General features: G+C 41.2%; 22 protein-coding genes. All 22 read left to right on the forward strand.

The window, feature by feature from the left end:
* Positions 1-19 precede the first annotated feature (19 nt).
* Positions 20-925: a hypothetical protein gene (locus NBH16_RS08100; protein ID WP_005859204.1), complete on the forward strand. Its 906-nt coding sequence runs from the start codon at positions 20-22 to the stop codon at positions 923-925.
* 2 nt (positions 926-927) lie between these two features.
* Entirely contained in the window at positions 928-1,761 is an 834-nt protein-coding gene (locus tag NBH16_RS08105; protein WP_158533090.1) for an SDR family NAD(P)-dependent oxidoreductase, read from the forward strand.
* 153 nt (positions 1,762-1,914) lie between these two features.
* On the forward strand, positions 1,915-2,865 hold the full coding sequence (locus NBH16_RS08110; protein ID WP_229036883.1) for an acyltransferase family protein: 951 nt from the start codon (positions 1,915-1,917) through the stop codon (positions 2,863-2,865).
* Positions 2,866-2,936: 71 nt separating this feature from the next.
* Positions 2,937-4,088 carry a polysaccharide pyruvyl transferase family protein gene (locus NBH16_RS08115; RefSeq protein ID WP_158533087.1) on the forward strand — a complete coding sequence of 384 codons (1,152 nt, stop codon included), beginning with the start codon at positions 2,937-2,939 and terminating at the stop codon, positions 4,086-4,088.
* Positions 4,089-4,455: 367 nt separating this feature from the next.
* Positions 4,456-5,484, forward strand: coding sequence for an EpsG family protein (locus NBH16_RS08120; protein ID WP_192922605.1), 1,029 nt, complete (start codon positions 4,456-4,458; stop codon positions 5,482-5,484).
* An 8-nt stretch (positions 5,485-5,492) separates the two neighbouring features.
* The gene (locus tag NBH16_RS08125; RefSeq protein WP_158533085.1) at positions 5,493-6,608 is read left to right on the forward strand and encodes a glycosyltransferase; all 1,116 of its coding nucleotides are present in this window, start codon (positions 5,493-5,495) and stop codon (positions 6,606-6,608) included.
* Positions 6,605-8,584, forward strand: coding sequence for a hypothetical protein (locus NBH16_RS08130; protein WP_158533084.1), 1,980 nt, complete (start codon positions 6,605-6,607; stop codon positions 8,582-8,584). The genes NBH16_RS08125 and NBH16_RS08130 overlap by 4 nt, the downstream gene beginning before the upstream one ends.
* The gene (locus tag NBH16_RS08135) at positions 8,575-8,805 is read left to right on the forward strand and encodes an acyl carrier protein (protein ID WP_057325855.1); all 231 of its coding nucleotides are present in this window, start codon (positions 8,575-8,577) and stop codon (positions 8,803-8,805) included. The genes NBH16_RS08130 and NBH16_RS08135 overlap by 10 nt, the downstream gene beginning before the upstream one ends.
* Positions 8,805-9,857, forward strand: coding sequence for a 3-oxoacyl-ACP synthase III family protein (locus NBH16_RS08140; protein WP_192922604.1), 1,053 nt, complete (start codon positions 8,805-8,807; stop codon positions 9,855-9,857). The genes NBH16_RS08135 and NBH16_RS08140 overlap by 1 nt, the downstream gene beginning before the upstream one ends.
* A 6-nt stretch (positions 9,858-9,863) precedes the next feature.
* On the forward strand, positions 9,864-10,613 hold the full coding sequence (locus NBH16_RS08145; protein ID WP_121773479.1) for an SDR family NAD(P)-dependent oxidoreductase: 750 nt from the start codon (positions 9,864-9,866) through the stop codon (positions 10,611-10,613).
* Positions 10,614-10,616: 3 nt separating this feature from the next.
* Complete coding sequence (locus tag NBH16_RS08150) at positions 10,617-11,675, forward strand: 3-oxoacyl-ACP synthase III family protein (RefSeq protein WP_192922603.1); 1,059 nt, start codon at positions 10,617-10,619, stop codon at positions 11,673-11,675.
* 1 nt (position 11,676) lies between these two features.
* Positions 11,677-13,263, forward strand: a complete 1,587-nt coding sequence (locus tag NBH16_RS08155) for an HAD-IIIC family phosphatase (RefSeq protein WP_158533083.1) — start codon at positions 11,677-11,679, stop codon at positions 13,261-13,263.
* A gap of 4 nt (positions 13,264-13,267) precedes the next feature.
* The gene (locus NBH16_RS08160) at positions 13,268-13,486 is read left to right on the forward strand and encodes an acyl carrier protein (protein WP_009018662.1); all 219 of its coding nucleotides are present in this window, start codon (positions 13,268-13,270) and stop codon (positions 13,484-13,486) included.
* A 1-nt stretch (position 13,487) separates the two neighbouring features.
* Positions 13,488-14,462 (forward strand): hypothetical protein, encoded by a 975-nt coding sequence (locus NBH16_RS08165; RefSeq protein WP_009018663.1) that lies wholly within the window; start codon positions 13,488-13,490, stop codon positions 14,460-14,462.
* 6 nt (positions 14,463-14,468) lie between these two features.
* Positions 14,469-15,323 (forward strand): polysaccharide deacetylase family protein, encoded by an 855-nt coding sequence (locus NBH16_RS08170; protein WP_158533082.1) that lies wholly within the window; start codon positions 14,469-14,471, stop codon positions 15,321-15,323.
* A 21-nt stretch (positions 15,324-15,344) separates the two neighbouring features.
* Positions 15,345-16,328: an NAD-dependent epimerase/dehydratase family protein gene (locus NBH16_RS08175; protein WP_158533081.1), complete on the forward strand. Its 984-nt coding sequence runs from the start codon at positions 15,345-15,347 to the stop codon at positions 16,326-16,328.
* Positions 16,329-16,334: 6 nt separating this feature from the next.
* Positions 16,335-17,336, forward strand: coding sequence for an MraY family glycosyltransferase (locus tag NBH16_RS08180; protein ID WP_158533080.1), 1,002 nt, complete (start codon positions 16,335-16,337; stop codon positions 17,334-17,336).
* Between the two features lie 117 nt (positions 17,337-17,453).
* Positions 17,454-19,364 carry a polysaccharide biosynthesis protein gene (locus tag NBH16_RS08185; protein ID WP_195284183.1) on the forward strand — a complete coding sequence of 637 codons (1,911 nt, stop codon included), beginning with the start codon at positions 17,454-17,456 and terminating at the stop codon, positions 19,362-19,364.
* Between the two features lie 322 nt (positions 19,365-19,686).
* Positions 19,687-20,169 carry a hypothetical protein gene (locus NBH16_RS08190; RefSeq protein WP_008777799.1) on the forward strand — a complete coding sequence of 161 codons (483 nt, stop codon included), beginning with the start codon at positions 19,687-19,689 and terminating at the stop codon, positions 20,167-20,169.
* 200 nt (positions 20,170-20,369) lie between these two features.
* Positions 20,370-20,813: an HU family DNA-binding protein gene (locus NBH16_RS08195; RefSeq protein WP_158533127.1), complete on the forward strand. Its 444-nt coding sequence runs from the start codon at positions 20,370-20,372 to the stop codon at positions 20,811-20,813.
* Positions 20,803-20,997 (forward strand): hypothetical protein, encoded by a 195-nt coding sequence (locus NBH16_RS08200; protein WP_140394020.1) that lies wholly within the window; start codon positions 20,803-20,805, stop codon positions 20,995-20,997. The genes NBH16_RS08195 and NBH16_RS08200 overlap by 11 nt, the downstream gene beginning before the upstream one ends.
* Before the next feature lie 21 nt (positions 20,998-21,018).
* On the forward strand, positions 21,019-21,435 hold the full coding sequence (locus tag NBH16_RS08205) for a D-Ala-D-Ala carboxypeptidase family metallohydrolase (RefSeq protein ID WP_044547010.1): 417 nt from the start codon (positions 21,019-21,021) through the stop codon (positions 21,433-21,435).
* Positions 21,436-21,655 lie beyond the last annotated feature (220 nt).

Raw genomic sequence — 21,655 nt, forward strand, 5'->3', positions numbered from 1 at the left:
TGTTAATACAGAAGATCTCATGAAACATTATATAAAGAACAAAATCAATACATTCATTAAGTCTTCTCATTGGTACAACGAGGTCCTTTTCAAAGATTGCGTGAAATTTTGGGAAATGAAAGAGGAGCCATTGGACGTTGTGAATCTAGGCAGCAGTTCCGGCGTATATGATTTCGATTACAGCGATATGGGATGTAAGGGAATGAACTGGGCTGTGGCGCCGCAGACGATGGTAGGCGACTTTTTGATACTCAAGCGATACCGCAAGTTTCTAAAGGATAATGCTATTGTGTTTTATCCGCTTTGTCCGTTTACGTCGATCAGTGGAGCGGTGGATTACATAGAAGACCGTTGCTATAGTTTTTTGGACTATCGAACGATTCCCGGTGGACACTATATCCGGAATAGTAAAATAAAGGGATATAAAAATAGCCCTATATCTATATACCCATTGGTGGAATTTATCCGTGACATTAAGACACGTATCCTTCCGCCCAAAGAAGTGATAATGGGAGATAGGCAACTGGAGCGTGATGCTGAGAATTGGATAAAGGGATGGACTATTCAGTTTAATATCAATAACTTGAATGATAAATTCGTAGAGAGTCATAGAACGGTATATGATAGGACTATATCTATGTTAAAGGATATGATTGAATATTGCAAAGAGGAGAAGTTAAGGTTGGTCCTGGTCATACCACCTATGCATAGATCTTTGTGCCGTAAATTTCCCTCTGTTGCCAAAGAGCAACTGATAGACTCTTTCATTACAGAAGCCAACGGGGGGGAGACATGGTACTTCGACTGTATGGAAGAGCCTGGATTTTCGGATGACAAATCCTTGTTTCGCAACTGCTATTATCTTAACAAGAGAGGAGCCCTACTATTCACTAAGTACATAATGGATAAAATAGATAATAAGTAATTATGGGAATAAAGTCTTACATCGTGAATTTCTTGAAATTCCTTAAACATGGGGGAGTAAAATATGTCTCTGTTACATTTACCAATCCTGATGCGAGATATACCAATAAGAAAGTATTTATTTCTGGCGGTAGCGAGGGATTGGGCAGAGCTATGGCTAAGGCGTACTTGGCAGAGGGTGCTGAGGTTATAGTGACTGGAAGAAGTAAAGAAAAACTGTCAAACTTCCAGCTTTCCGAAAGTAATGCCAAGCTTCATACGTTGGTATGGGACGCCTTGGATTTTGACTCTTATAAGCAGAAGTTCGATGAAGCCGTTTCCATGATGGGTAGAATCGACATATTCGTGAACAATGTAGGAGGTGGTATGTCTAAGTATGAACCGTGGAATGCATATACCGCGGAAGTACTGGACAGGACATATGATATCAATACGAAAAGTATGTTTTTGATGTGCCAAATGGAAGGGCTGTATATGATTGACAATAAAATCAAGGGGAATATACTCAACATTACCTCTATCGCCGGCTACCAAAGACTTTTCGACCCTTATGCCGTGGCCAAGTGGGGCGCTCATAGCTTGACTGGTGGAATCGCAAGAAAACTTATTGCTTATGATATCGTGGTGAATGGTATTGCGCCTGGCACATGCCTGACCTCCAATCCTGCGTTGCCTCATAATAGGAACTTTGAAGACAACGCTTATTTCCAAGGACAGCCGAGTAAACGTTTTACAATGCCCGAGGAAATAGCTAAAACCGCTCTCTTTCTCACTAGTGGCGAAGCAAGGCAAATTGTTGGCTATATAATCCCTGTAGATGGGGGTGTCTTGATTTGAACGTACTGATTGGCTATTGGATATCCGTAAAGTGTATTAATTGAAAGAATGTGTTTTTGAATGTTCATATTCGTTGTTATGTATGATTAAAATCCAAGAACAATGGTGAGAGACTATTCTATTGATTCGGTAAAAGGTGTATGCTTATTGCATATGTTCGTCCTGCATATTTTTATAATATATGGTTTTTTTGATGCAAAAGGTGCCGCATCCGAATTCTATTTTAATGCCCTAAGTTTTTTTATGTCCTCTTTTTATTTTTTTAGCGGCTTTTTCTTCAAAAGCCCTGAGAATGGAAATGAGATGAAGTATATTAGGAGTAAGGTTAAGAAGTTTATCATACCGCTGATAACATGGTCTGTCATTTCTTTGCCCTTTGTTTATTGTAAGGATTATTTATTAACAAATATTAATACAGGGGGGGTGAAATGGCTTGAGCCTTTCACGTTCGTTCTTCCATTAGGATGTTTACGTTCAAATGATGCTTTGTGGTTTCTTTCGTCACTGTTTTTAGTGAATGTTATATTCTTCATAGTGAATAGAAGGCTTTCAGGCAAAAGGCTGTTTGTCTTTATTTTGCTTTGTTACCTATATTCTTTTGTTGATAGTAAAATACTCCCATGTGTTTTTAATAGTTCGAATGTTAGCTTGGGTATTGTCTATTTTTATGGGGGATATATGTTTCGTAAAGCTTCAATGAAATACTCTATATTTAGGGTTTGGTATTTTATATTGGCTTGTGTTCTCTACGTACTAATTATGACATTTGATCCACAGTATTTAATGTTTGTCTCGTTAGGGCAGGTAAAGGGATACTACATTTTGAATTTAGTATTCTCCATATCGGGAATTTATATATTATGGTTTGTTTTCAAGAAACTTCCACGCATATCATTATTCGTATATTTTGGTGAACACTCTATGTCGTTGTACGTATGGCACATGATACCGTTGCGTTTAGTCTTAGATCCATTGATAAAGTATTATTATCCAGAATGTCCGTTCATTCTGTATTTTATTACGATGCTCGTTACGATATGTTTAACCGCATGGATTATAGAATATTGTCTTGGCAGAAAATTCAGTATCCTGTTAGGCTACTAGTTGCTCGAGTAAGGAGAGGGACTTCCACCCTCCTTACTCGACTATAAGGAAGAAGATAAATCGATGAACAAATGAGAATAGGAATCGTTACGTTTTGGCAAAGCGATGATAATTACGGTCAGCAATTACAATGCTGGGCTTTGCAACGTTATTTAAAAAAGCTTGGGCATGAGCCGTTCTTAATACGTTACCTCTATAAAGAATCCGTTTGGAGGAAGTGGTTGAAGATTATGGTGAAGACAGCTCTCATATATCCACTTCTTGGTTGGTGGAGACATCGGGAAGTCAGGCGTATGGAAGCTGTTAATAGGGTTAAGAATAAAGTGCGCCGTTTTGAGGAGTTTAGGGACAACCATATCAATCAGACTCAACGGATTTACGGTACATTAAAAGAGTTACGTCTGGATCCTCCCGTTGCGGATGTATATATAGGGGGGAGCGACCAGATTTGGCATCCCGTATTATTGAGGTGGAAAGACAGCCGTGCCTTTTGGCTGGATTTTGGGGGAGATAGGGTAAGGCGTATCGCTTATGCGGCTAGTTTCGGAGTGGATAAATGTCCTTCGGGGCTTCAAGCGGAACTTTCCGGACGATTGTCTCGATTCGATGCCCTGTCCGTACGAGAGGAAAGCGGGGTTTCTATCTGCCAAGCAGCCGGAAAAGAGGCGGTACATGTCCTTGATCCGACATTGTTGCTCTCGAAGGACGATTATCTTTCTCTCATGGAAGATATACCGGGAAAGTTTTCTCCTTACATGTATATATATAGTATCAATATCTCTAAGAAGGAGGATATACGATGGTCGGAACTTCGAGGGTTTGCCGAGAGGGAGGGACTATCGTTGATAGTGACACCCGCCAGTGGGTATTTACCCGGTCGGGAGCTGTTTGAGGGGGTGGAATATCGTTATGCTACTATTCCGGAATGGCTTTCTCTCATCCGGTATTCCGGCTTTGTGGTGACCACCTCTTTTCATGGCGTGGTTTTCTGTATTTGTTTTCACAAGCCATTCATTTATTTTCCCCTGTCCGGGACGCACGCCAAGGGAAACAGCCGCGTATTAAACTTGCTTTCCAAACTAAGCTTGTCGGATAACGTTTGGAAAGTCCCCGGAGATTTTGAACGGATTTATAATCTCCCTGTAGATTGGGATAAGGTGGAGGAGTTGTTGGCTCCTTTGCGTGATAAATCAGTTTCTTTTTTGAAACAAGTGTTGAGTTAATGATGTAATGAATAAAAAGATTTTGGGGGTATCAGTAAGCCTTTAATTAAGGGCTCAATAGTTAAATCCCTATCGTTTGTTGCTAACGAATTTAAAAGTTTATGTATTATAGTAGCGAAGATTTAGAATACTTTTATTTGTAAACACTAAGTTACTTAAAGGAATTTTTCCGTGAAATCGTCAAAGGCTGCAGGGACTATGAGAATCTGCTGTCGATAACCATAGGGGTCAGCACTAACAATATTCAAAAACTGAACGTTTACTTTATGCTATATATTTTGTGTTGGACTGTTATATTCTGTTCTTTTTGTTGTTGGATTGAAAGTGTAACTACATGTAATATATGTTTACTTATTTGATATATAATATGATTTTAGTGCTGTCTTTTTTGTCAGCATATCTTGCTGAGTTCTCAAAAACAAAATTTCAGCGGATCGTATGTCGAATTGTTCTTTTCAATATTCTTTTTATACCAGCAGCTATTCGTTATAATGTAGGAACTGATTATCCTAACTATGTGGATTATTTTAATTCTGTTTATGGGAATGATGTGAATGAATATGGATTCTATGTATTAACTGTGTTCTTGCGAAATATAGGACTTCCTGTACATAGCTTATTCGTTGCTTCTAGTTTTCTTTCTTATTTTCCATTATTGTTTTTGTCTAGAAGAAGTTATTCGATAAAAATTTTATTTTATGTGTTGTTGTTATATCTGATTTCTTTAAGTGCTATAAGAAATGCAATTTCTATATCTATTGTTTTGCTTTCTTTTGATTTGCTTTTTAATGGGAAGGTAAAAAAATCTTTAATGATATATCCTGTTTCTATATTATTTCATACTTCTGCTTTGTTTTTTGTTCCTTTTTTTATTGTTAATAGGTTAGATGTAAATAAAAAAATACTACTAGTATTCTCGGTTGCTGTTTTTGTGCTTTCTTATTTCGATGTTTTGTTTATGTTTCTATTGAATAGTGATTGGTTTTATGGTACAAGGTATGGTCGCTATGTTGCTACTTCTTTTTTCTCTGAAACAATTTTTAATACGGGATATGGTATGATACTTAAATTCTTAGTTCCTTTCTATGTTTTAAAACGTTTGTTGGTGGTTGATTATAAAAATGGATCTGTGTATTATCTGGTGATTGGTTATTTGTTGTCGATTGCTTTGGCTGCCAAAATTAATATATTTGGTAGGGTTTTAGAGGTTTTTGGAATAGCTTTAATTTTTGCTATTCCTCTTTATTTTGCTTGTAAGAAAAATAATATATGTATTAAATACGCTATATTGTTATTTTATGTGTTACTTTTTCAGCTTTTTATTAGAGATAATGATGGAAGTAGTGTTTATGGAGATAATGGAATTTATCCATATCAAACATTTTTAATTAAATAGTTTATAGTATGAAGATTGTTTATTTGGTTAATGATGCAGGAGTTTATGGCGCAAACCTCTCGTTGATTAATATGATTAAAGGATTAGGTATATCAAGGGATGTTTTTGTTATATTGCCTTCTGGTGGCCCTTTTGTTGCACTGTTGGAAAGTTTGTCTATCCCATATAAAATTATACCATTTAGATATAATAGTTATATTTATAAAAATAATGTTTTAAGTGTTTTTTTATATGTGTTTAGGTTGATTTATTATTGTGTGCTGAATAAGTATGCTTATTATATAATATTGGATTTTATTAAAAAAAATAATATTGGTTTGATTCATACTAATAATACTCGGGTTAGTGTTGGATTTAAAGTCGCTAAAAAAATGAATATACCTCATATATGGCATTTGAGGGATTTGTTAGATTTACATTTTAGTATGAGGCCATTTGTTGGGTTTGAAAAATTATGTAAAGATTATAATGAATCAACATTTGTAATTTGTGTTTCTAATATTGTAAAGCTTCATTTTTCTATTAAAGACTCGTCTTCAATAGTTATATATGACGCTGTTGAGTCTGTTAAAAATATATCATTTGAGAGAGCTGATAAAGATAATTATTTTATTTATTGTGGTATATTGAGTAAAAGTAAGGGAGTGTTTGATGCATTGTATGCTTTTTCAAAGATTGCTAAAAATAGAGATGTTAAATTGTATTTGGCGGGAACAGGAACTCCTTCAATTACTAAAAAAATAAAGCATATTATAGTTAATGAAAAATTGACAAATAGAGTTGTTCTATTAGGTTATAGAAATGATGTGAAGAGTTTAATGAAGAGATCAAGAGCTCTTTTGATGTGTTCGGAAAATGAGGCTTATGGACGGGTAACAGCTGAGGCTATGCTAAATGACTGTATTGTCATAGGTAGGAATTCGGGAGGAACTGCGGAATTAATAGAACATGAGAAGACTGGATTTCTGTATAATACGAATGAAGAACTAATCTTCTTAATGGAGAAGGTCTTGAATATGGATACAACTGATATTCAAAATAGGGCGAAGAAGAAAGCAATCAATTCTTTTACAGAAGAGGTCTATGCGGAGCAATTGAAACAAGTTTATGACTCTTTGAGATGAAAAAGACCTATTCTTTTGATATTTTTGATACCTGTCTAGTCCGGAAGTGTGGGTGTCCGGATAATCTGTTCCGTCTATGGGCTGACCGTGCGTTGGGTGAGGTAGATCTGTCTTATCTGAAAGAGCTGGTTAATTCTCGTTTGAATGCGGAGAAAATGGCGAGAAAAGAATTAGGTAAGGAAGATGTTACCTTGGATGATATTTATCGTCATCTTTGCTTGGAATCATTTCCAAATCTAACGATACCGATACTTAAGCAGTTAGAACTGGATGTGGAGAGTGAGAATTTATCTCCGGTTCGACATGTGTTGGATTTGATTCGAGACTATCGGAAAAAGAGCGGGCGGATATTGTTTATATCGGATATGTATTTACCTTCTGATTTTTTGAGGTCTTTGTTGCGACAGTTTGGATTTTGGGAAGAAGGAGATAGCATATATGTATCTGGAGAGATCGGCTTGACAAAATATTCGGGAAATTTATTTCGATATGTTCAAAGAAAGGAACATATAACGAGATGTTCGTGGGTACATATAGGGGATAATTTATATAGTGATTATTATGTGCCTAAGTCTATGTTTATACGATCAAGGAGGATATATCATCCTTATACTTCTTACGAGAATCTTTGGTTGAATGGTGTGCAATCATCCGGTAAAAAATATTTACCGTCTTATTTGGCTGGATTAGCTCGGGCTTATCGACTGTCGCTTCCTTGTTTGGATCGTCTGGATTTTTTTGTGAACGTGTTGCTAGTCCCTTATTTTTTGTTTGTGTATAAGGTCTTACATGACGCTAGAAATAAGGGTGTAGATCAATTATTCTTTCTTGCTAGGGACAGTTTCGTTTGGTATCGGATGGCATTGAGATTGCAAGCCTTGTTCCCAGAGATGAATTTTCACTATCTGTATATATCGAGAAAAGTGGTGTTTGTCTCTTGTTTATATGATTTATCTGACGATGAGTTCGAATTGGTTTTTTCTGACATGGTAGGGTATACTCCTCGTCAGTTACTTTCTTCGTTGACCTTGGATGAAAGTGAGTTCATACATGAATTTAGTGCCGATGAGTTGGATGAGCCTTTAGGCACGGAAATGAGATCGCTGTTTTACGATAGAATAAGAACGTCTTCTTTGGCTATGGTCTTGTTGAACAAGTCGAAAGAAGCTAGGCGCTTGTTGCTGTCTTATTTACAACAAGAGGGATTCTTGAATAGCAAAAATCCGGGTATGGTGGATATTGGCTGGAAGGGTAATACCAACCGTGTGCTTAATTATATCTTGCGTCGTGAGGAAAACACGTTTTCTTATTTGTCATTTTTCTTGGGAGTGAAAGAAACCCGTCATATGATCTCAAGTATAGGAGATTATGAGGCCGGGTATTATTTTGAGGATTACATCCGGGAACCGGAATACACATACAATTTATTTGCGTTGGTATATGTGTTGGAGAATTATTTCTCAGCCTCTGATGATTCTACGCTATTAAGGTATCGTGAGGAGGATGGGATAATATATCCGGAATTTTCACCCAATACTATATCGGACTCCTTTAAGGAAAAAAATCAATATATATTATGCTTGACGGAAGGGTTCTTGGATTTTGTGATGGGGTCTGATTTATTGCGATACGATTTGTCTTCTCTTTTCGAGGATATAGGAGTGCCTACTTTACTTCGTTTTGCTTCTTGTCCATCTAAGCCAGAGTTGAGGATCTTAAAAGACCTCACTTTCAATGATATTTATGTTGGAGACAGAAAAGTAGTTATTAAGTTGTACCCATGGACTATTTGTGATTATGTTCTCAAAAAAATAGAGAATAGGAGAAATGATACATATATATTCACATGGTTCGATGCCTCGATTATTTATACTTATGGTTTTTTATCTAAACCTATATTGAAGTTAAAAAGAAATATATTGTCAGATTCATTAATTCATTTATTAATTAAAAAGTTGATAACACTATGGAAATAAAAGAGTTCATTCAAAATTTTGCGGATCAGTTCGATGACACTGACGCAAGCGTGTTTACTCCGGAAACAAAGTTCAAGGAGTTGGAAGAGTGGTCCTCGTTGACGGCCTTGTCCGTGATCGCCATGATAGATGAGGAGTATGACGTGAAGATCAAGGGTGACGATGTGCGTAATTCGCAAACGATCAATGATCTTTACGAAATCGTTAAATCCCGTCTCTGATGGCTTTTCTGGAATTCAAGAATGTACGGATCTCCGGCATCTCAGCCGGAGTTCCGAAACATGTGGAGTACAATCAGGATTATCCCTATTTTGAGGAGGGTGAGGCGGAGAAATATATCGCCTCCACCTCCGTTAGGGAGAGGCGTATCGCTGATCCCGGGGTCTGTTCCTCTGATCTTTGCCTCTCAGCGGCTGAACGCCTTATTAAGGATTTAGGTTGGGATAAATCAGAGATCGAGTGTTTGTTGTTTGTGTCTCAAACAGCGGATTATATCTTGCCGGCTACGGCTTGCATCTTGCAGGAACGTTTGGGATTACCTGAGAGTTGTTACGCCATGGATATATCCTTGGGCTGCTCGGGTTGGGTTTATGGTTTGAGCGTGATCACTTCCCTGCTGTCCTCCGGGCAGATAAAGAAGGGCTTGCTTCTTTCCGGGGAGATCTGCCATTTGCAATCCTCACCGTTGGATAAGAGCGCCTATCCCTTGTTTGGTGATGCCGGAACCGCCACGGCTTTAGAGTATCAAGAAGGATATGAGCCTGTCCGTTTTCATTTTTCTACAGATGGAAGTGGGTATGAGGCTATCATTATCCGTGATGGGGGTTATAGACATCCTTTTGATAACCAATCATTGGATGTTTATACGACTCCGGAAGGTTTACGAAGGACACGTTTGAACACGGAGATGGATGGCATGAGCGTTTTCTCGTTCGGGATAACGAAGGCTCCTCAGAGTTTCAACCTGTTGATGGAGCGCTTCTCATTGGATTGGGAGTCCTTGGATTATTTCGTGATGCACCAAGCTAATTATTTCATGAATAATAAGATCCGGAAGAAATTAAAATTACCGGAGGAGAAGGTGCCTTACTCCATGCCTCTTTTTGGCAATACAAGTAGTGCCTCCATACCTTTGACGCTGGTGACAGCCTGTTCGTTGAGAACACGGAGGAGTAAGATCGCGGTTTGTGGTTTCGGGGTTGGCCTGTCTTGGGGAACCGGTTATTTCGAGTTGGATGAGAATGTAATGATAAGTGATTTGGTCGAAATATAAATAATTATGAGTTATAATCCATATTCATTAGAAGGAAAGACAATATTGGTAACGGGAGCGTCTTCTGGTATAGGAAAAGCTACGGCCATTGAATGTTCGAAATTAGGAGCTAGAGTTATAATTACGGGACGTGATGAGGCTCGGTTACAACAGACTTTAAGTTCACTAGAAGGAGAGGGGCACGTTGTGATTGCGGCTGGTTTGGGAGAAGATGATGGGATACGATTCTTGGTAGAGCGAGTTCCAGTTTTAAACGGTATTGTACATGCGGCAGGTATCAGTGATACGGTTTTATTTCAATTCTTAAAGAAAGAGCGATTGGAGAATATATTCAACATAAACTTTTTTGCACCAGTAGTATTATCTCAATTATTATTAAAGAAAAAATTATTACGGAAAGGGGGATCTATTGTTTTTTTGTCCTCGATAGATGGCCCGATTACTGCGCATATTGGAAACTCTATGTATTCAGCAACAAAAGGAGCTCTTTCTGCGATGATGCGAAACATGTCTATAGAGTTGGCTTCTAAAGGAATTCGGGTTAATGCTGTCTTGCCGGGAATGACTGAAACACCTTTGATACATAATGATGATATTACTCAAGAACAACTGAATAAAGATATGGAGCTTTATCCTTTGAAACGTTATGCGGATCCCCGGGAGATAGCGTGGGCAATAATCTATTTATTGTCAGATGCAAGTACATTTACTATAGGGGCCAACCTTGTTGTCGATGGAGGATTTACGGTTTTATAGGCTATGGCGATACTGAAATATACAGATGTGGGGATTCATTCGGTCTCAGCTTGTGTCCCCCAAAAGGTTGTACGGAATTCCGAACTGGATAATTTGATCCCCAAGGCGGATTTGGAAAAGACCATCCATTCCATTGGTATTCGTGAGAGGAGAATAGCGGAGCGGGATGTCTGTTCCTCCGATCTTTGCAGCAAGGCCGCGGAGCGGTTGCTCTCGGAGCATGGCATTGACAGGGACTCTATCGGTGCTCTGATCTTTATCTCCCAGACTCCGGATTACCGTCAACCGTCCACTGCGCCTTCCTTGCAGGATCGTTTGGGCTTGCCAAAAACGGTGATGGCGTTTGATATCAACATGGCTTGTTCCGGATATGTGTATGGATTATCCATCGCTTATTCCTTGGCCTCGCAGGATGGGATAGGACGTGTCCTTTTGCTGGTGGGAGAGACCATGTCCAAGACCGTATCGGATCATGACAAGGTGACGACACCGTTGTTCGGCGATGCCGGTACCGCCACGTTGATAGAGAAAGGAGATGGGTATGGCCCCTCCTGTTTCGTGCTTCATTCTGATGGGGGTGGCTCGGATATGCTCCGCGTGCCGTACGGGGGATACCGGAATCCTAGTAGCACGGAGGGATTTGAGCGAAAAGTGGATGAGGAGGGGAATATCCTGAGCGGTGAGCAGTTGCACATGCGTGGAATGGATGTCTTCAATTTTGGTTTGCGGGTTGTTCCCTCGGGTATAAAGGAGATATTGAAAGTATTAGGTATGGGGATCGAAGATGTGGATATAATCCATTTCCACCAGGCCAACCGTTTCATGACGGATTTCTTCGCCAAGAAATTGAGGTTCCCGTTGGATAGGGTGCCGTATAGCTTGGGGTATTTTGGCAATACCAGTGCCGCCTCCATTCCCTTGAACATGGTCCATACCATGTATGATGGCAGTTTCCCGAGACGGCGGCATGTGCTTATGGCCGGTTTTGGGGCGGGCTTGGCCTGGGGAACGGCTTATCTTTCCTTGGAAAATCTAAGAATCTCAAAGCTGATAGAATATTAAGATGAGATATTATATATTTCGGAACAACACGCTTGAGCCTTTGTTCGGGAATCTGGATGCTCGTTACTCCGGCTATGGGGATATTTCCTCGCTGGAAGAGGGAGCGGATCGCTATATCTGGTTCTACCAAGTCCCTTTCGGGTTTGATAGGTGCCGTGTGGCGGAGGAGGTGTTATCCTATATCGATAAGTTGAGGTGGGTAATAGAAAAGATACCGGCACATAAGAGCGTGCTGGTCTTCTCCTTGGTTGATCTTTGTCCGTTTCAATGGGTCGGTTCAGAATGGGAGGTACAGGAGAGCATAGAGACCTATAACAAGTATCTACGCTCGCTCGCCTCGGAGAGGAGTAATGTCCGGTATGTGGATCTGCCGGATTTCACTCGCCGTTATTCTTCCAGCCAATTATTTGACTGGCGTTTCTATTTTATTTCCCAAATGGGCATTAACCCTAAGCTGGCTTCCGACTTTTCTTGCTGGTTTGAGGATCGTTTGAGGGAGATAAGCCTCTGCCGGAAGAAGTGTCTGGTATTGGATCTGGACAATACGCTTTGGGGGGGAGTCCTCGGGGAGGACGGTATAGATGGAATAAAGATAGGAGGTGATTATCCGGGCAAGGCGTTCCTGTATTTTCAGGAAGGCTTGTTGGAACTGGCCAAGAGAGGTGTCATACTGACGATCTGTAGCAAGAACAACGAGCGGGACGTGTTGGATTTGTGGGAGAAGAATCCTTTCGTGTTGTTACGGAAGGAACATTTCTCGGCTTGGCGTATTAATTGGCGGAACAAGGCGGATAACATAAGGGAGCTTTCGGAGGAGCTGAACATAGGTCTGGACAGTCTCGTCTTCGTGGATGATAACCCGACGGAGCGTGAGTTGGTCCGCCAAATGCTTCCGATGGTGGAGGTTCCCGAGTTTCCAAAACAGCCTTATATGCTACCCGATTTCTTGATCACCTTGTCGGATCGTTATTTCCGTGTCTATTCGGTGACGGAGGAGGATCGGCGGAAGACCGAGCAGTACAAGGCGAATGCGAGCCGTACACAAGAGCGAAAGAAATTTGTGGATTTCGATCAGTATCTACAGAGTCTGGAGATCGAGATGAGGATCGAACCGATAAGCTCGTTCAATGTATCCCGTATCGCCCAGATGACCCATAAGACGAACCAGTTCAATCTGACGACCCGAAGGTATTCGGAGTCGGATCTCATGGGATTTTCCTCCGAGGGCTGGTTGATCTATTGTCTTTTCGTCAAGGATCGTTTCGGGGATAATGGGATAACCGGAGCGGTATTGTTGAGACCTGTCGATGGGGGGTATGAGATCGATAGTTTCTTGCTCAGTTGCCGGATTCTGGGGAAAGGGATAGAGGAGGCTTTCTTATCCGGTATTCTTAATATACTGAGGAATAGAGGTGTTAAGCTCGTAAAAGCGTCTTATATTCCGACAGCTAAGAATATGCAAGTTTCAGGCTTCTATGAGCGAACCGATTTTGTCTTGGATAGCCAGGATAAGGACGGAAGCAAGTTCTACCATTTGAACATGGGTGCGGAGATAAAAATCCCATCCTATTATAAAATAACATATTGATATTATGGAAGAAAAGATATTGTTCGTATTAAAGAACGTGCTAGGATTGGAGAGTGCGACAAAAGCGTTATCCCAACAGAACTGTGATAAATGGGATTCCTTGCGCCATTTGAATTTGATCGTGGAGTTGGAATCCGAGTTTGGTGTCGAGTTCGATCCGGAGGAGATCTCCGGGATGAAGTGTTTCGAGGATATAGAAAGGGTATTAACGCAAAAACTGTGATATGGATTCGGTCGTGAAAAAAACCGGAGAGTTATCCGATGCGGAGATAGAGTCCATAAATACACTCTTTTTCGAGGTATTTGGCTTGCAAAGAGATATCCTTACGGTTCGTGAGGAGTGTTTTAATGCTCCATTGGGATATTCCGTACATAGTTTGATGTATGACAAGGGCCTCTTAGTCGCTTATTATGTATATATGCCTTTTTATTATAAGAAGAAGGGTGAGAAATTCATTGCGGCTCTAGGTTTTGATTCAATGGTAAAGAAGGAATACCGGGATTTCTTTACTTTTTATGAGACGGAAAGGGCTTGTTGGCCTTGTCTCCGAGGCATAGGGTGCAAATTGTTGTTTGGTTTCCCGAATGACGAGTCTTATCCGGTGATGATAAAAGGGTTTAAGGTAAAAGATATAGGCCGTTTGACCACTTATATCCTTCCGATCAAGATTGGTCCGATCATTCCGAGGATGAGATGGCTTGATCCTTTCTTTAGACTTTTTTCTTGGTCTTTGATCAAGATGTCCCATTTATCCAAAGGGAAAAAGATTCGTTCCTTTGTTTTTGAGAAGGATCGTGAGTCTTTCGATAAAGTCCGTTATAGATGGAATAAGGGGCAATATGAAATACGGGATATAAAAGGCTGTAAGTATGTTTATCGAATAGAGGATCATAAAGATCGCCATCAAAATTTTAATCCAGTTAAGACCGCTTTTCTTTTAGATGTATATCCTATGAACCGCTCAAATTTTGAGTTTGCGGTACGATCCATATACCAAGAGCGATCAAAGGATATTGATTTGATCATGTATGTGGGGGATTTAGATTTTGTTCCGGTTTCATTGATTAAGATACCTCATAGATTTGAACCTAAACATTTTCATTTTACTTGTAATTTGATTGACAAATCATATTTTGATGATACTCTATATGATATAAAGAATTGGGACGTGAATTTGTCAAGTTATGATTTAGTTTGATAAAGGATGAATATCTTGACTTTCGACATCGAAGACTGGTATAATTGTGATTTTATATCAGAGGATTTTGACTGGGATAGACACGAGGTTCGCATATATCAAGGGGTGGATCGCATTTTGGAGGAGTTGGATAAACGAAACTTGAAAGGGACGTTTTTCTGTTTAGGTTGGATAGCCGAAAGGCATCCTGGTGTGATTCGTTCTATCCAAAAGCAAGGGCATCATATTGGTTGTCATTCGTATCAGCATGAGTTATCTTTTCGCTTCAATGAAAAAGACTTCAAAAAGGATACTGCTAGGGCTAAATCGTTGATAGAAGATCTAATAGGGGAAGAAGTGAACGCCTTTCGTGCTCCGGGGTTCTCGATTACTAAAAATAATACGTGGGCACTTCGTTGTTTGGGAGAGTTGGGGTTCGAGTATGATTGTTCTATGTTCCCTGCCCCCCATGATTATGGTGGAATGCCTAGTTATGGAATGGGTGTTCCGAAACGGATAGACTTGGGTTTCGGTGGGTTTATCAAGGAGTTCCCTATTAATATACAAGCAATATGTGGAAAATATATCGTTTTCTCGGGAGGAGGATTTTTCCGTTTATTTCCTTATTGGCTGATTGATTATTGGGCTAAGGATTGTACCTATATGATGACTTATTTCCATCCTCGTGATTTTGACACGGGGCAACCGATTATCCGATCCTTGCCTGTTATGAGACGATTTAAAAGTTATGTGGGTATTAAGGGTGCTTTTGGTAAATTCCAACGCTTGTTGAGCCATTATGACTTTATGAGTGTAAAACAGGCTGACTCTATCATAGAATGGGATAAGACTCCGTTGGTCAAGTTGGAAGACTTGAAATGACATGCCGTAAATAAATTCACGATGAATATATTAATAACAGGGATCCACGGTTTTGTGGGTTCCAATCTGGTTGTTGCCTTGAAGGAGCGTCATGGCCTCTATGGTTTGGATATTGTTACCCCGGAAAAGGACGGTGTGATAAAGACTTTTTCTTGGGATGACTTAGATAAGGAGATGCCGGAATTTGACGCGGTGATCCATTTGGCGGGGAAAGCGCATGATACTAAAAATAGGAATGCCGCAGATACTTATTTTAAGATTAATACGGGATTGACCCAACGAATTTTTGATTGGTTTTTGGCTCGGCCTTCTATCAAGAAATTTATCTTTTTTTCTACGGTAAAAAGTGCGGCTGATTCTGTACAAGGAGATATACTAACCGAAGAATGTGTACCTGTTCCCATAGGACCGTACGGTGAAAGTAAAATCAAGGCTGAGAGCTATATCATCGAGAGGTTTGCGCCTGAAGCGTTAGGCAATTTGTATCATGCGTTTGGAGATAGTTCTATCTATCCCGGCAAACAGGTATATATCATGCGTCCTTGTATGATTCATGGCCCGGGAAATAAGGGGAATTTGAATCTGTTATATAATGTAGTGAGTAAAGGGATTCCTTGGCCGCTTGGGGCATTTGAGAATCGTCGTTCATTCACTAGCGTACAGAACCTCTGTACAGTGATAGAAGGTTTCTTGACTCAAAAGGTAGAGAGCGGCATCTATCATATGGCTGATGACGATCCGTTGTCTACTAATGAATTAATCGAGGTGATTTGTGAGGCGTTGGGTAAGAAGACGAGAATTTTGTATATCCCTAAAGGGGTAATGAACGTGATGGCAGAGATGGGTGGATGGCTACATCTTCCACTCAATCCGTTTCGTATGCAGAAGCTGACAGAGAATTATGTGGTAAGTAATGCTAAAATAAAAAAGGCTTTGGGGTTACAAAAGATGCCGGTATCCGCAAAAGAGGGATTGGCTTGTACTATTCTTAGCTTTAAGAAGTGATAAGATATGAACGGCTTGCTTTATGTACTGATTTTCGCTTTGCTATTTTTTGCGGAGCTTTTTTATTTCCATATAGCGGATAAGTTTAATATCATTGATAAACCCAACGAGCGCAGTTCCCATGCCTCTATTGTCTTGAGAGGTGGTGGCATTATCTTTTTACTGGGTTTATGGACATGGGCTTTCTTTTTTGGATTTTCTACGCCGTGGTTTCTTATGGCCGTTACCTTAATTGGGGGCGTAAGTTTTATAGATGATGTACGTAGCTTGCCTGATTCTGTGCGTTTGGTGGCCCAATTCATTGCCATGGTGATGATGTTTTATCAATTGGATATATTGCGCCTGAATATGTGGTGGGTGCTGTTGTTGGCGCTTATCGTTTGTGTGGGAGCCTCGAATATCATTAATTTCATGGATGGTATAAATGGCATTACGGCTGGTTATTCTCTATCAGTATTGCTTCCATTGATGTTGGTAAACGAGAAGTCCGGTTTTGTTGATCCGTCTTTGATCTACGTTTCGGCACTTAGTGTTTTGGTGTTCTGTCTTTTTAACTTTCGTCCCAAGGGAAAGGCTAAGTGCTTCGCCGGAGATGTAGGTTCTATAAGTATAGCCTATATTTTGCTGTTTATGATAGGCAGTCTGATTATTAAGACAACGGACGTGACTTACTTGCTCTTTTTATTGGTTTATGGTGTGGATGGTTGTTTGACGATAATACATCGCGTTCTACTGCATGAGAATCTAGGTCAAGCGCATCGTAAACACGCTTATCAGTTGATGGCGAATGAACTTAAGATTGGTCACGTTAAAGTGTCGTTGGTATATATGTGTTTACAATTGGCGGTTTCTTTGGCATTTATCTATGTGATACCTGATACCGTAACGGCACATTGGTTGTATTTGTTGGCGGTAGTAGTGGTGGTGGCGTTGTTGTATGTGGTATTTATGAAAAAATACTATTGTTTGCATGAAGAATATTTAGCTTCGATTATAAAAGAGAATTAAGTTATGGTTTTTATGTGGATTTTACTTGCTTACATGAGTGATACCCCCCTGATCCTTATGTGCTAAGGATATGGCCTATATCGTTAATTGTTTAAAGAAAAATATATTGAGATTATTATGAGTCTTTTTTCTCGACTATCTACCTGGTACTTTTCCAAGAAATCCTTACCCTATTGGGGTATTATCTTGCTGGATTGCTGCTTGATCCTATTTTCCGGCTTATTGGTGTATACCTTGAATAACGGGGTATTATCAACCTTGGATATCTTAGGGCATCTATTGGTCACGCTGTTGGTATGCTTGATTCCTTATCTGGTAGGCTTTCGCCTGTTCCATACCTATTCGGGGATTATACGTTATTCCTCTTTCGTGGACTTGCAAAAGGTGGGGTTCGCCGTCTTGTTTGGCTTGATTTGTGTGGTCGTGTTTCAGGCACTGACCGATTTCTCTCCTTATTTGATGTATATCCGTAAACGGGATCTGATCCTCTCCGCGTTGTTGGCTATGAGCTTGATGTGGATGATGCGTGTGTTCGTTAAATTCTTTTATGTGAGTACTTTCCGGGTGGCTAAGGCGGAGCGTGCGTTTATCTATGGCGTGAAGCAAGGTGGGGTGAGTTTGGCGAAGAGTATCCAGAATCAGGATCCGGCCCGGTTTGTGCTGGCGGGGTTTATCTCGGACATAGCGGAGATAGAGTATCGATATTTAATGGGAGTCAAGGTTTACCCGAATGATGAGGAATTGGTTTCTGTGATGAGGAAAAAACGGTCTAATGTCTTGCTGGTGTCTCCATTGAAAGTTGAGGCGATCCGGAATAATCAGGAGATGGTGGACAGGCTGATCAAGGCGAATATAAAGATCTATATGACTCCTGCCGCCCAAGAGTGGGACGGGAGGAGCGACTTGAGCCATACCCAGCTGAGGGAGGTGAATATAGAGGATTTACTGCCCCGTGATAAGATCGAGATAGACTTGGAGGCGGTGAGGAAGCAGCTTACCGGTAAGCGGATTCTGATAACAGGAGCCGCCGGAAGTATCGGTAGTGAGATCGTGCGGCAGGTAGCCCAGTTCGCCCCGGAACGTATGGTCTTGATAGATCAGGCGGAGACTCCCTTACACGATGTCCGCTTGATGATGGCTCGTGGGTGGCCGGATATAGAATCCTATACGGTTGTGAGCGATATTTGTGTACGTGAACGCATGGAGGAATTGTTCGAGGAGCATCGTCCGGATTACGTGTTTCATGCCGCGGCTTACAAGCATGTACCTATGATGGAGGATAATCCGGAGGAGAGTGTCCGCAACAACGTGGACGGTACCCGGGTGATCGCAGACTTGGCGGTGAAATACGGCACGAGGAAGTTTGTGATGGTATCGACCGACAAGGCGGTGAATCCCACGAACGTGATGGGCTGCTCGAAACGTATTTGCGAGATCTACGTGCAGAGCTTGGATCAGGCTATCAAGGATGGGAAGGTGAGGGGGCGTACGCAATTCGTGACGACTCGTTTCGGCAATGTGCTGGGATCGAACGGTTCCGTGATCCCGTTATTCAAGGAGCAGATCAAGCGGGGCGGTCCTGTTACGGTGACGCACAAGGATATCATTCGTTTCTTCATGCTGATACCGGAGGCTTGTAAGCTAGTCCTAGAGGCCGGTACGATGGGTAATGGGGGCGAGATCTTCGTGTTCGATATGGGTAAACCTGTACGAATCGTGGATCTGGCGGAGCGTATGATCCGTCTGAGCGGGGTGAAGGGAATCGAGATCCGGTTCACGGGATTGCGAGACGGGGAGAAGTTGTATGAGGAGGTACTCAATGAGGAGGAGACCTCCAAGCCTACTTTTCATCCGAAGATCAAGATCGCCCAAGTCCGTGCGTATGATTATGCTGACGCCAATCTGCGGATTGATGCCTTGGTACGTGCTTGTGCCGTGGAGGGGGATATGCAGATCGTGAAGCGGATGAAGGAGATCGTTCCTGAGTTCAAGAGCCAGCATTCTAAATATGAGGTGTTGGATGAATAGAGCGAAATAAAAAGTAAATTATGGATTTATCCGTGAGGGCCTATGCTATTAATGTTGATTTAAATATAGCGTCAAAAAAGAAGAGCCTCCCCAGAGGCATTTGCAAGAAAAGAGAAGGAACCATGTGGGTTTTGTGATGAAAAGATAGGATGATAGAGATTTTGTAGAATCGATATAAGGTCAAGGTTTTGTACCGGTCTTCTTTTCCCGTAAAGGGATTTAGAAGGCCGGTTCTGTTTTTATATATGTGTTTGAAAATCCGTATGTAAGTACGGTGTCCGGCCATATGCGGCGCAGGGATAAACATTCCCCCTGCGTTCGCATGATGAAAAAGATCTATGAGCGTTTGAGAGAGAGATTGGGGCATAAGCCCACGGTGAAGAATTTTGACGCGTTCTTGGTAACGTTGGGGCCGGATGAGCGGGAGTCTTGGAAAATGGATGTGTGTAGTTTGGGATATGGAGATTATTATAGGAAGATGCCCGGGGCGTACCGTAAATTTATCCGGAAGTATATGGAGCATGACCGGGAGTGCGAACGGTGTTATATACGTAAGTATACGGTGCGTGGTGATTTGCTGTATTCCCCATTTCGTCCGGAACTCTTGTTGGAGCTAGTGAAGCTTGTGGAGTTTACGGATCGTGAGACTCCCCCTTCCTCCTTGGAAATAGCCTCTTGCTTGTTGATGGGGTTTGATTATCCGGGCTCGGTGCGTGGCTTGGCTTCTCATTTGCGAGAGGCGGGGCATTCTGCGGAAGCAGTCTTGGTGCTCGCCGGAAAGAGGGAGGTGACGGATGAGTTTTAAAAGAGATATGGATTTGAATGTTAGTTAAGAATAGCAGGTTTTTGTTGTCTTTGAAAAGGGGTATTTTTGGTTTTTTTTATTTTTAATTAGTTGAATATTACTTGTTTGATGGATAAAACTACGAACGTTCGTCTCTTCTGGGCCATCTTACCTTTGTGTCGTGCTCCATAAGGGGTATATAACCATAAAAATTAAAAGATATGGCACAAGGTTTTAAGTTGGTGTTGCGTCCGTCGAAGCCGGGCGAGAAGGATTCAGAGAAAAAGTTTTATGCGGTGTCGAAAACGAATGGTATCTCTAGTATGAAAACGCTATGTAAGTTGATCTCGGCACGTAGTACGGTGTCGTCGGCAGATGTGAAGGCGGTATTGGATAACCTTAATTTCGTATTAGATATGGAACTTCAGGAGGGTCGTATCGTAAAGTTCGGCGATTTCGGGAGTTTTCGGATCTCGGTGAGTAGTGATGGTGTAACAGATAAAAAGGATTTCAATTCGAGTATGCTGCGCCCGCCGCGTATCATTTTCACTCCGGGAGGTGAGTTGAAGGATACGAAGAAGACACTGGAGTACTCACGGATCTCCCAAGATGGTGCCACTGCGGAGGCTGGTGGCTCTGATAGTGATAGCCCGAGTGAGATTTAACGTGCAACTGGTAATGGCCGTGCTGCTTTGCGTGGCCGGCCTTGCCTTAGTATTCTGTGGTTTTTGGGTGGCTCCTTCCGGTGAGATAGATAACAGCGTGCTGGTCGCATTTGGGGAGATCTGTACGTTTGCCGGTGCGTTGTTTGGGGTGGACTACTCTTATAAATTGAAAATTAAGGATTGAAAATTGAAAATTTGAGTTAAGATGGAAAAGGATGAGAAGAGATTGACAGAGCATTTTCGTATGGACGAGTTTATTTATAGTGCGATGGCGGTGGAACTTGGACTTAATAATGCGTTGCCTTCGGAGGTAATACCGGCGATACGGAATCTAACGGTGCGGTTGTTGGAACCTTTGCGTATATATCATCGACAGCCTATGTATATCATGAGTGGCTATCGAAGCGAAGAGTTAAACCGATTAGTGGGAGGTGCCCCTAGCTCGCAACATATGAAGGGGGAGGCGGTAGACATTTACACGGTGGATCGCAACCGACTATTGGAGGACTTGGTGGCAAGCTGTCTGAATTTTGATCAGGCGATCCTTTATCGTACGAAGGGATTCATACATCTTTCATTAAAAAAACATGGGGTGAACAGAAAACAGATTTTATTTAAATAGGAGGGGGTATGAGTGGATTTAGGAAAAAAGGATACTATATATTGTGTTTTATCGTACGTACATTATATAACTTGTTAAGTCTTGAAAAAAAGCCTAAAAAATAATGCCCGATAAATTTGGACCGTATGTTTTATAGCATTACTTTTGCACCCGCATTCGAGAGAGAACGGCGCTTCAGAAATGATGGAAACGTGGAGGTATCCTTGGGTAGGGGATGAGG

It is taken from the genome of Parabacteroides sp. Y3-G-102 (assembly GCF_023656845.1).
Taxonomy (GTDB): domain Bacteria; phylum Bacteroidota; class Bacteroidia; order Bacteroidales; family Tannerellaceae; genus Parabacteroides; species Parabacteroides distasonis.

Excerpts from the sequence above, each read along its gene's own strand:
- NBH16_RS08100 (WP_005859204.1), top strand. The coding sequence starts at position 20 with ATGAAACATTATATAAAGAACAAAATCAATACATTCATTAAGTCTTCT.
- NBH16_RS08105 (WP_158533090.1), top strand. The coding sequence starts at position 928 with ATGGGAATAAAGTCTTACATCGTGAATTTCTTGAAATTCCTTAAACAT.
- NBH16_RS08110 (WP_229036883.1), top strand. The coding sequence starts at position 1,915 with ATGTTCGTCCTGCATATTTTTATAATATATGGTTTTTTTGATGCAAAA.
- NBH16_RS08115 (WP_158533087.1), top strand. The coding sequence starts at position 2,937 with ATGAGAATAGGAATCGTTACGTTTTGGCAAAGCGATGATAATTACGGT.
- NBH16_RS08120 (WP_192922605.1), top strand. The coding sequence starts at position 4,456 with ATGATTTTAGTGCTGTCTTTTTTGTCAGCATATCTTGCTGAGTTCTCA.
- NBH16_RS08125 (WP_158533085.1), top strand. The coding sequence starts at position 5,493 with ATGAAGATTGTTTATTTGGTTAATGATGCAGGAGTTTATGGCGCAAAC.
- NBH16_RS08130 (WP_158533084.1), top strand. The coding sequence starts at position 6,605 with ATGAAAAAGACCTATTCTTTTGATATTTTTGATACCTGTCTAGTCCGG.
- NBH16_RS08135 (WP_057325855.1), top strand. The coding sequence starts at position 8,575 with ATGGAAATAAAAGAGTTCATTCAAAATTTTGCGGATCAGTTCGATGAC.
- NBH16_RS08140 (WP_192922604.1), top strand. The coding sequence starts at position 8,805 with ATGGCTTTTCTGGAATTCAAGAATGTACGGATCTCCGGCATCTCAGCC.
- NBH16_RS08145 (WP_121773479.1), top strand. The coding sequence starts at position 9,864 with ATGAGTTATAATCCATATTCATTAGAAGGAAAGACAATATTGGTAACG.
- NBH16_RS08150 (WP_192922603.1), top strand. The coding sequence starts at position 10,617 with ATGGCGATACTGAAATATACAGATGTGGGGATTCATTCGGTCTCAGCT.
- NBH16_RS08155 (WP_158533083.1), top strand. The coding sequence starts at position 11,677 with ATGAGATATTATATATTTCGGAACAACACGCTTGAGCCTTTGTTCGGG.
- NBH16_RS08160 (WP_009018662.1), top strand. The coding sequence starts at position 13,268 with ATGGAAGAAAAGATATTGTTCGTATTAAAGAACGTGCTAGGATTGGAG.
- NBH16_RS08165 (WP_009018663.1), top strand. The coding sequence starts at position 13,488 with ATGGATTCGGTCGTGAAAAAAACCGGAGAGTTATCCGATGCGGAGATA.
- NBH16_RS08170 (WP_158533082.1), top strand. The coding sequence starts at position 14,469 with ATGAATATCTTGACTTTCGACATCGAAGACTGGTATAATTGTGATTTT.
- NBH16_RS08175 (WP_158533081.1), top strand. The coding sequence starts at position 15,345 with ATGAATATATTAATAACAGGGATCCACGGTTTTGTGGGTTCCAATCTG.
- NBH16_RS08180 (WP_158533080.1), top strand. The coding sequence starts at position 16,335 with ATGAACGGCTTGCTTTATGTACTGATTTTCGCTTTGCTATTTTTTGCG.
- NBH16_RS08185 (WP_195284183.1), top strand. The coding sequence starts at position 17,454 with ATGAGTCTTTTTTCTCGACTATCTACCTGGTACTTTTCCAAGAAATCC.
- NBH16_RS08190 (WP_008777799.1), top strand. The coding sequence starts at position 19,687 with ATGATGAAAAAGATCTATGAGCGTTTGAGAGAGAGATTGGGGCATAAG.
- NBH16_RS08195 (WP_158533127.1), top strand. The coding sequence starts at position 20,370 with ATGGCACAAGGTTTTAAGTTGGTGTTGCGTCCGTCGAAGCCGGGCGAG.
- NBH16_RS08205 (WP_044547010.1), top strand. The coding sequence starts at position 21,019 with ATGGAAAAGGATGAGAAGAGATTGACAGAGCATTTTCGTATGGACGAG.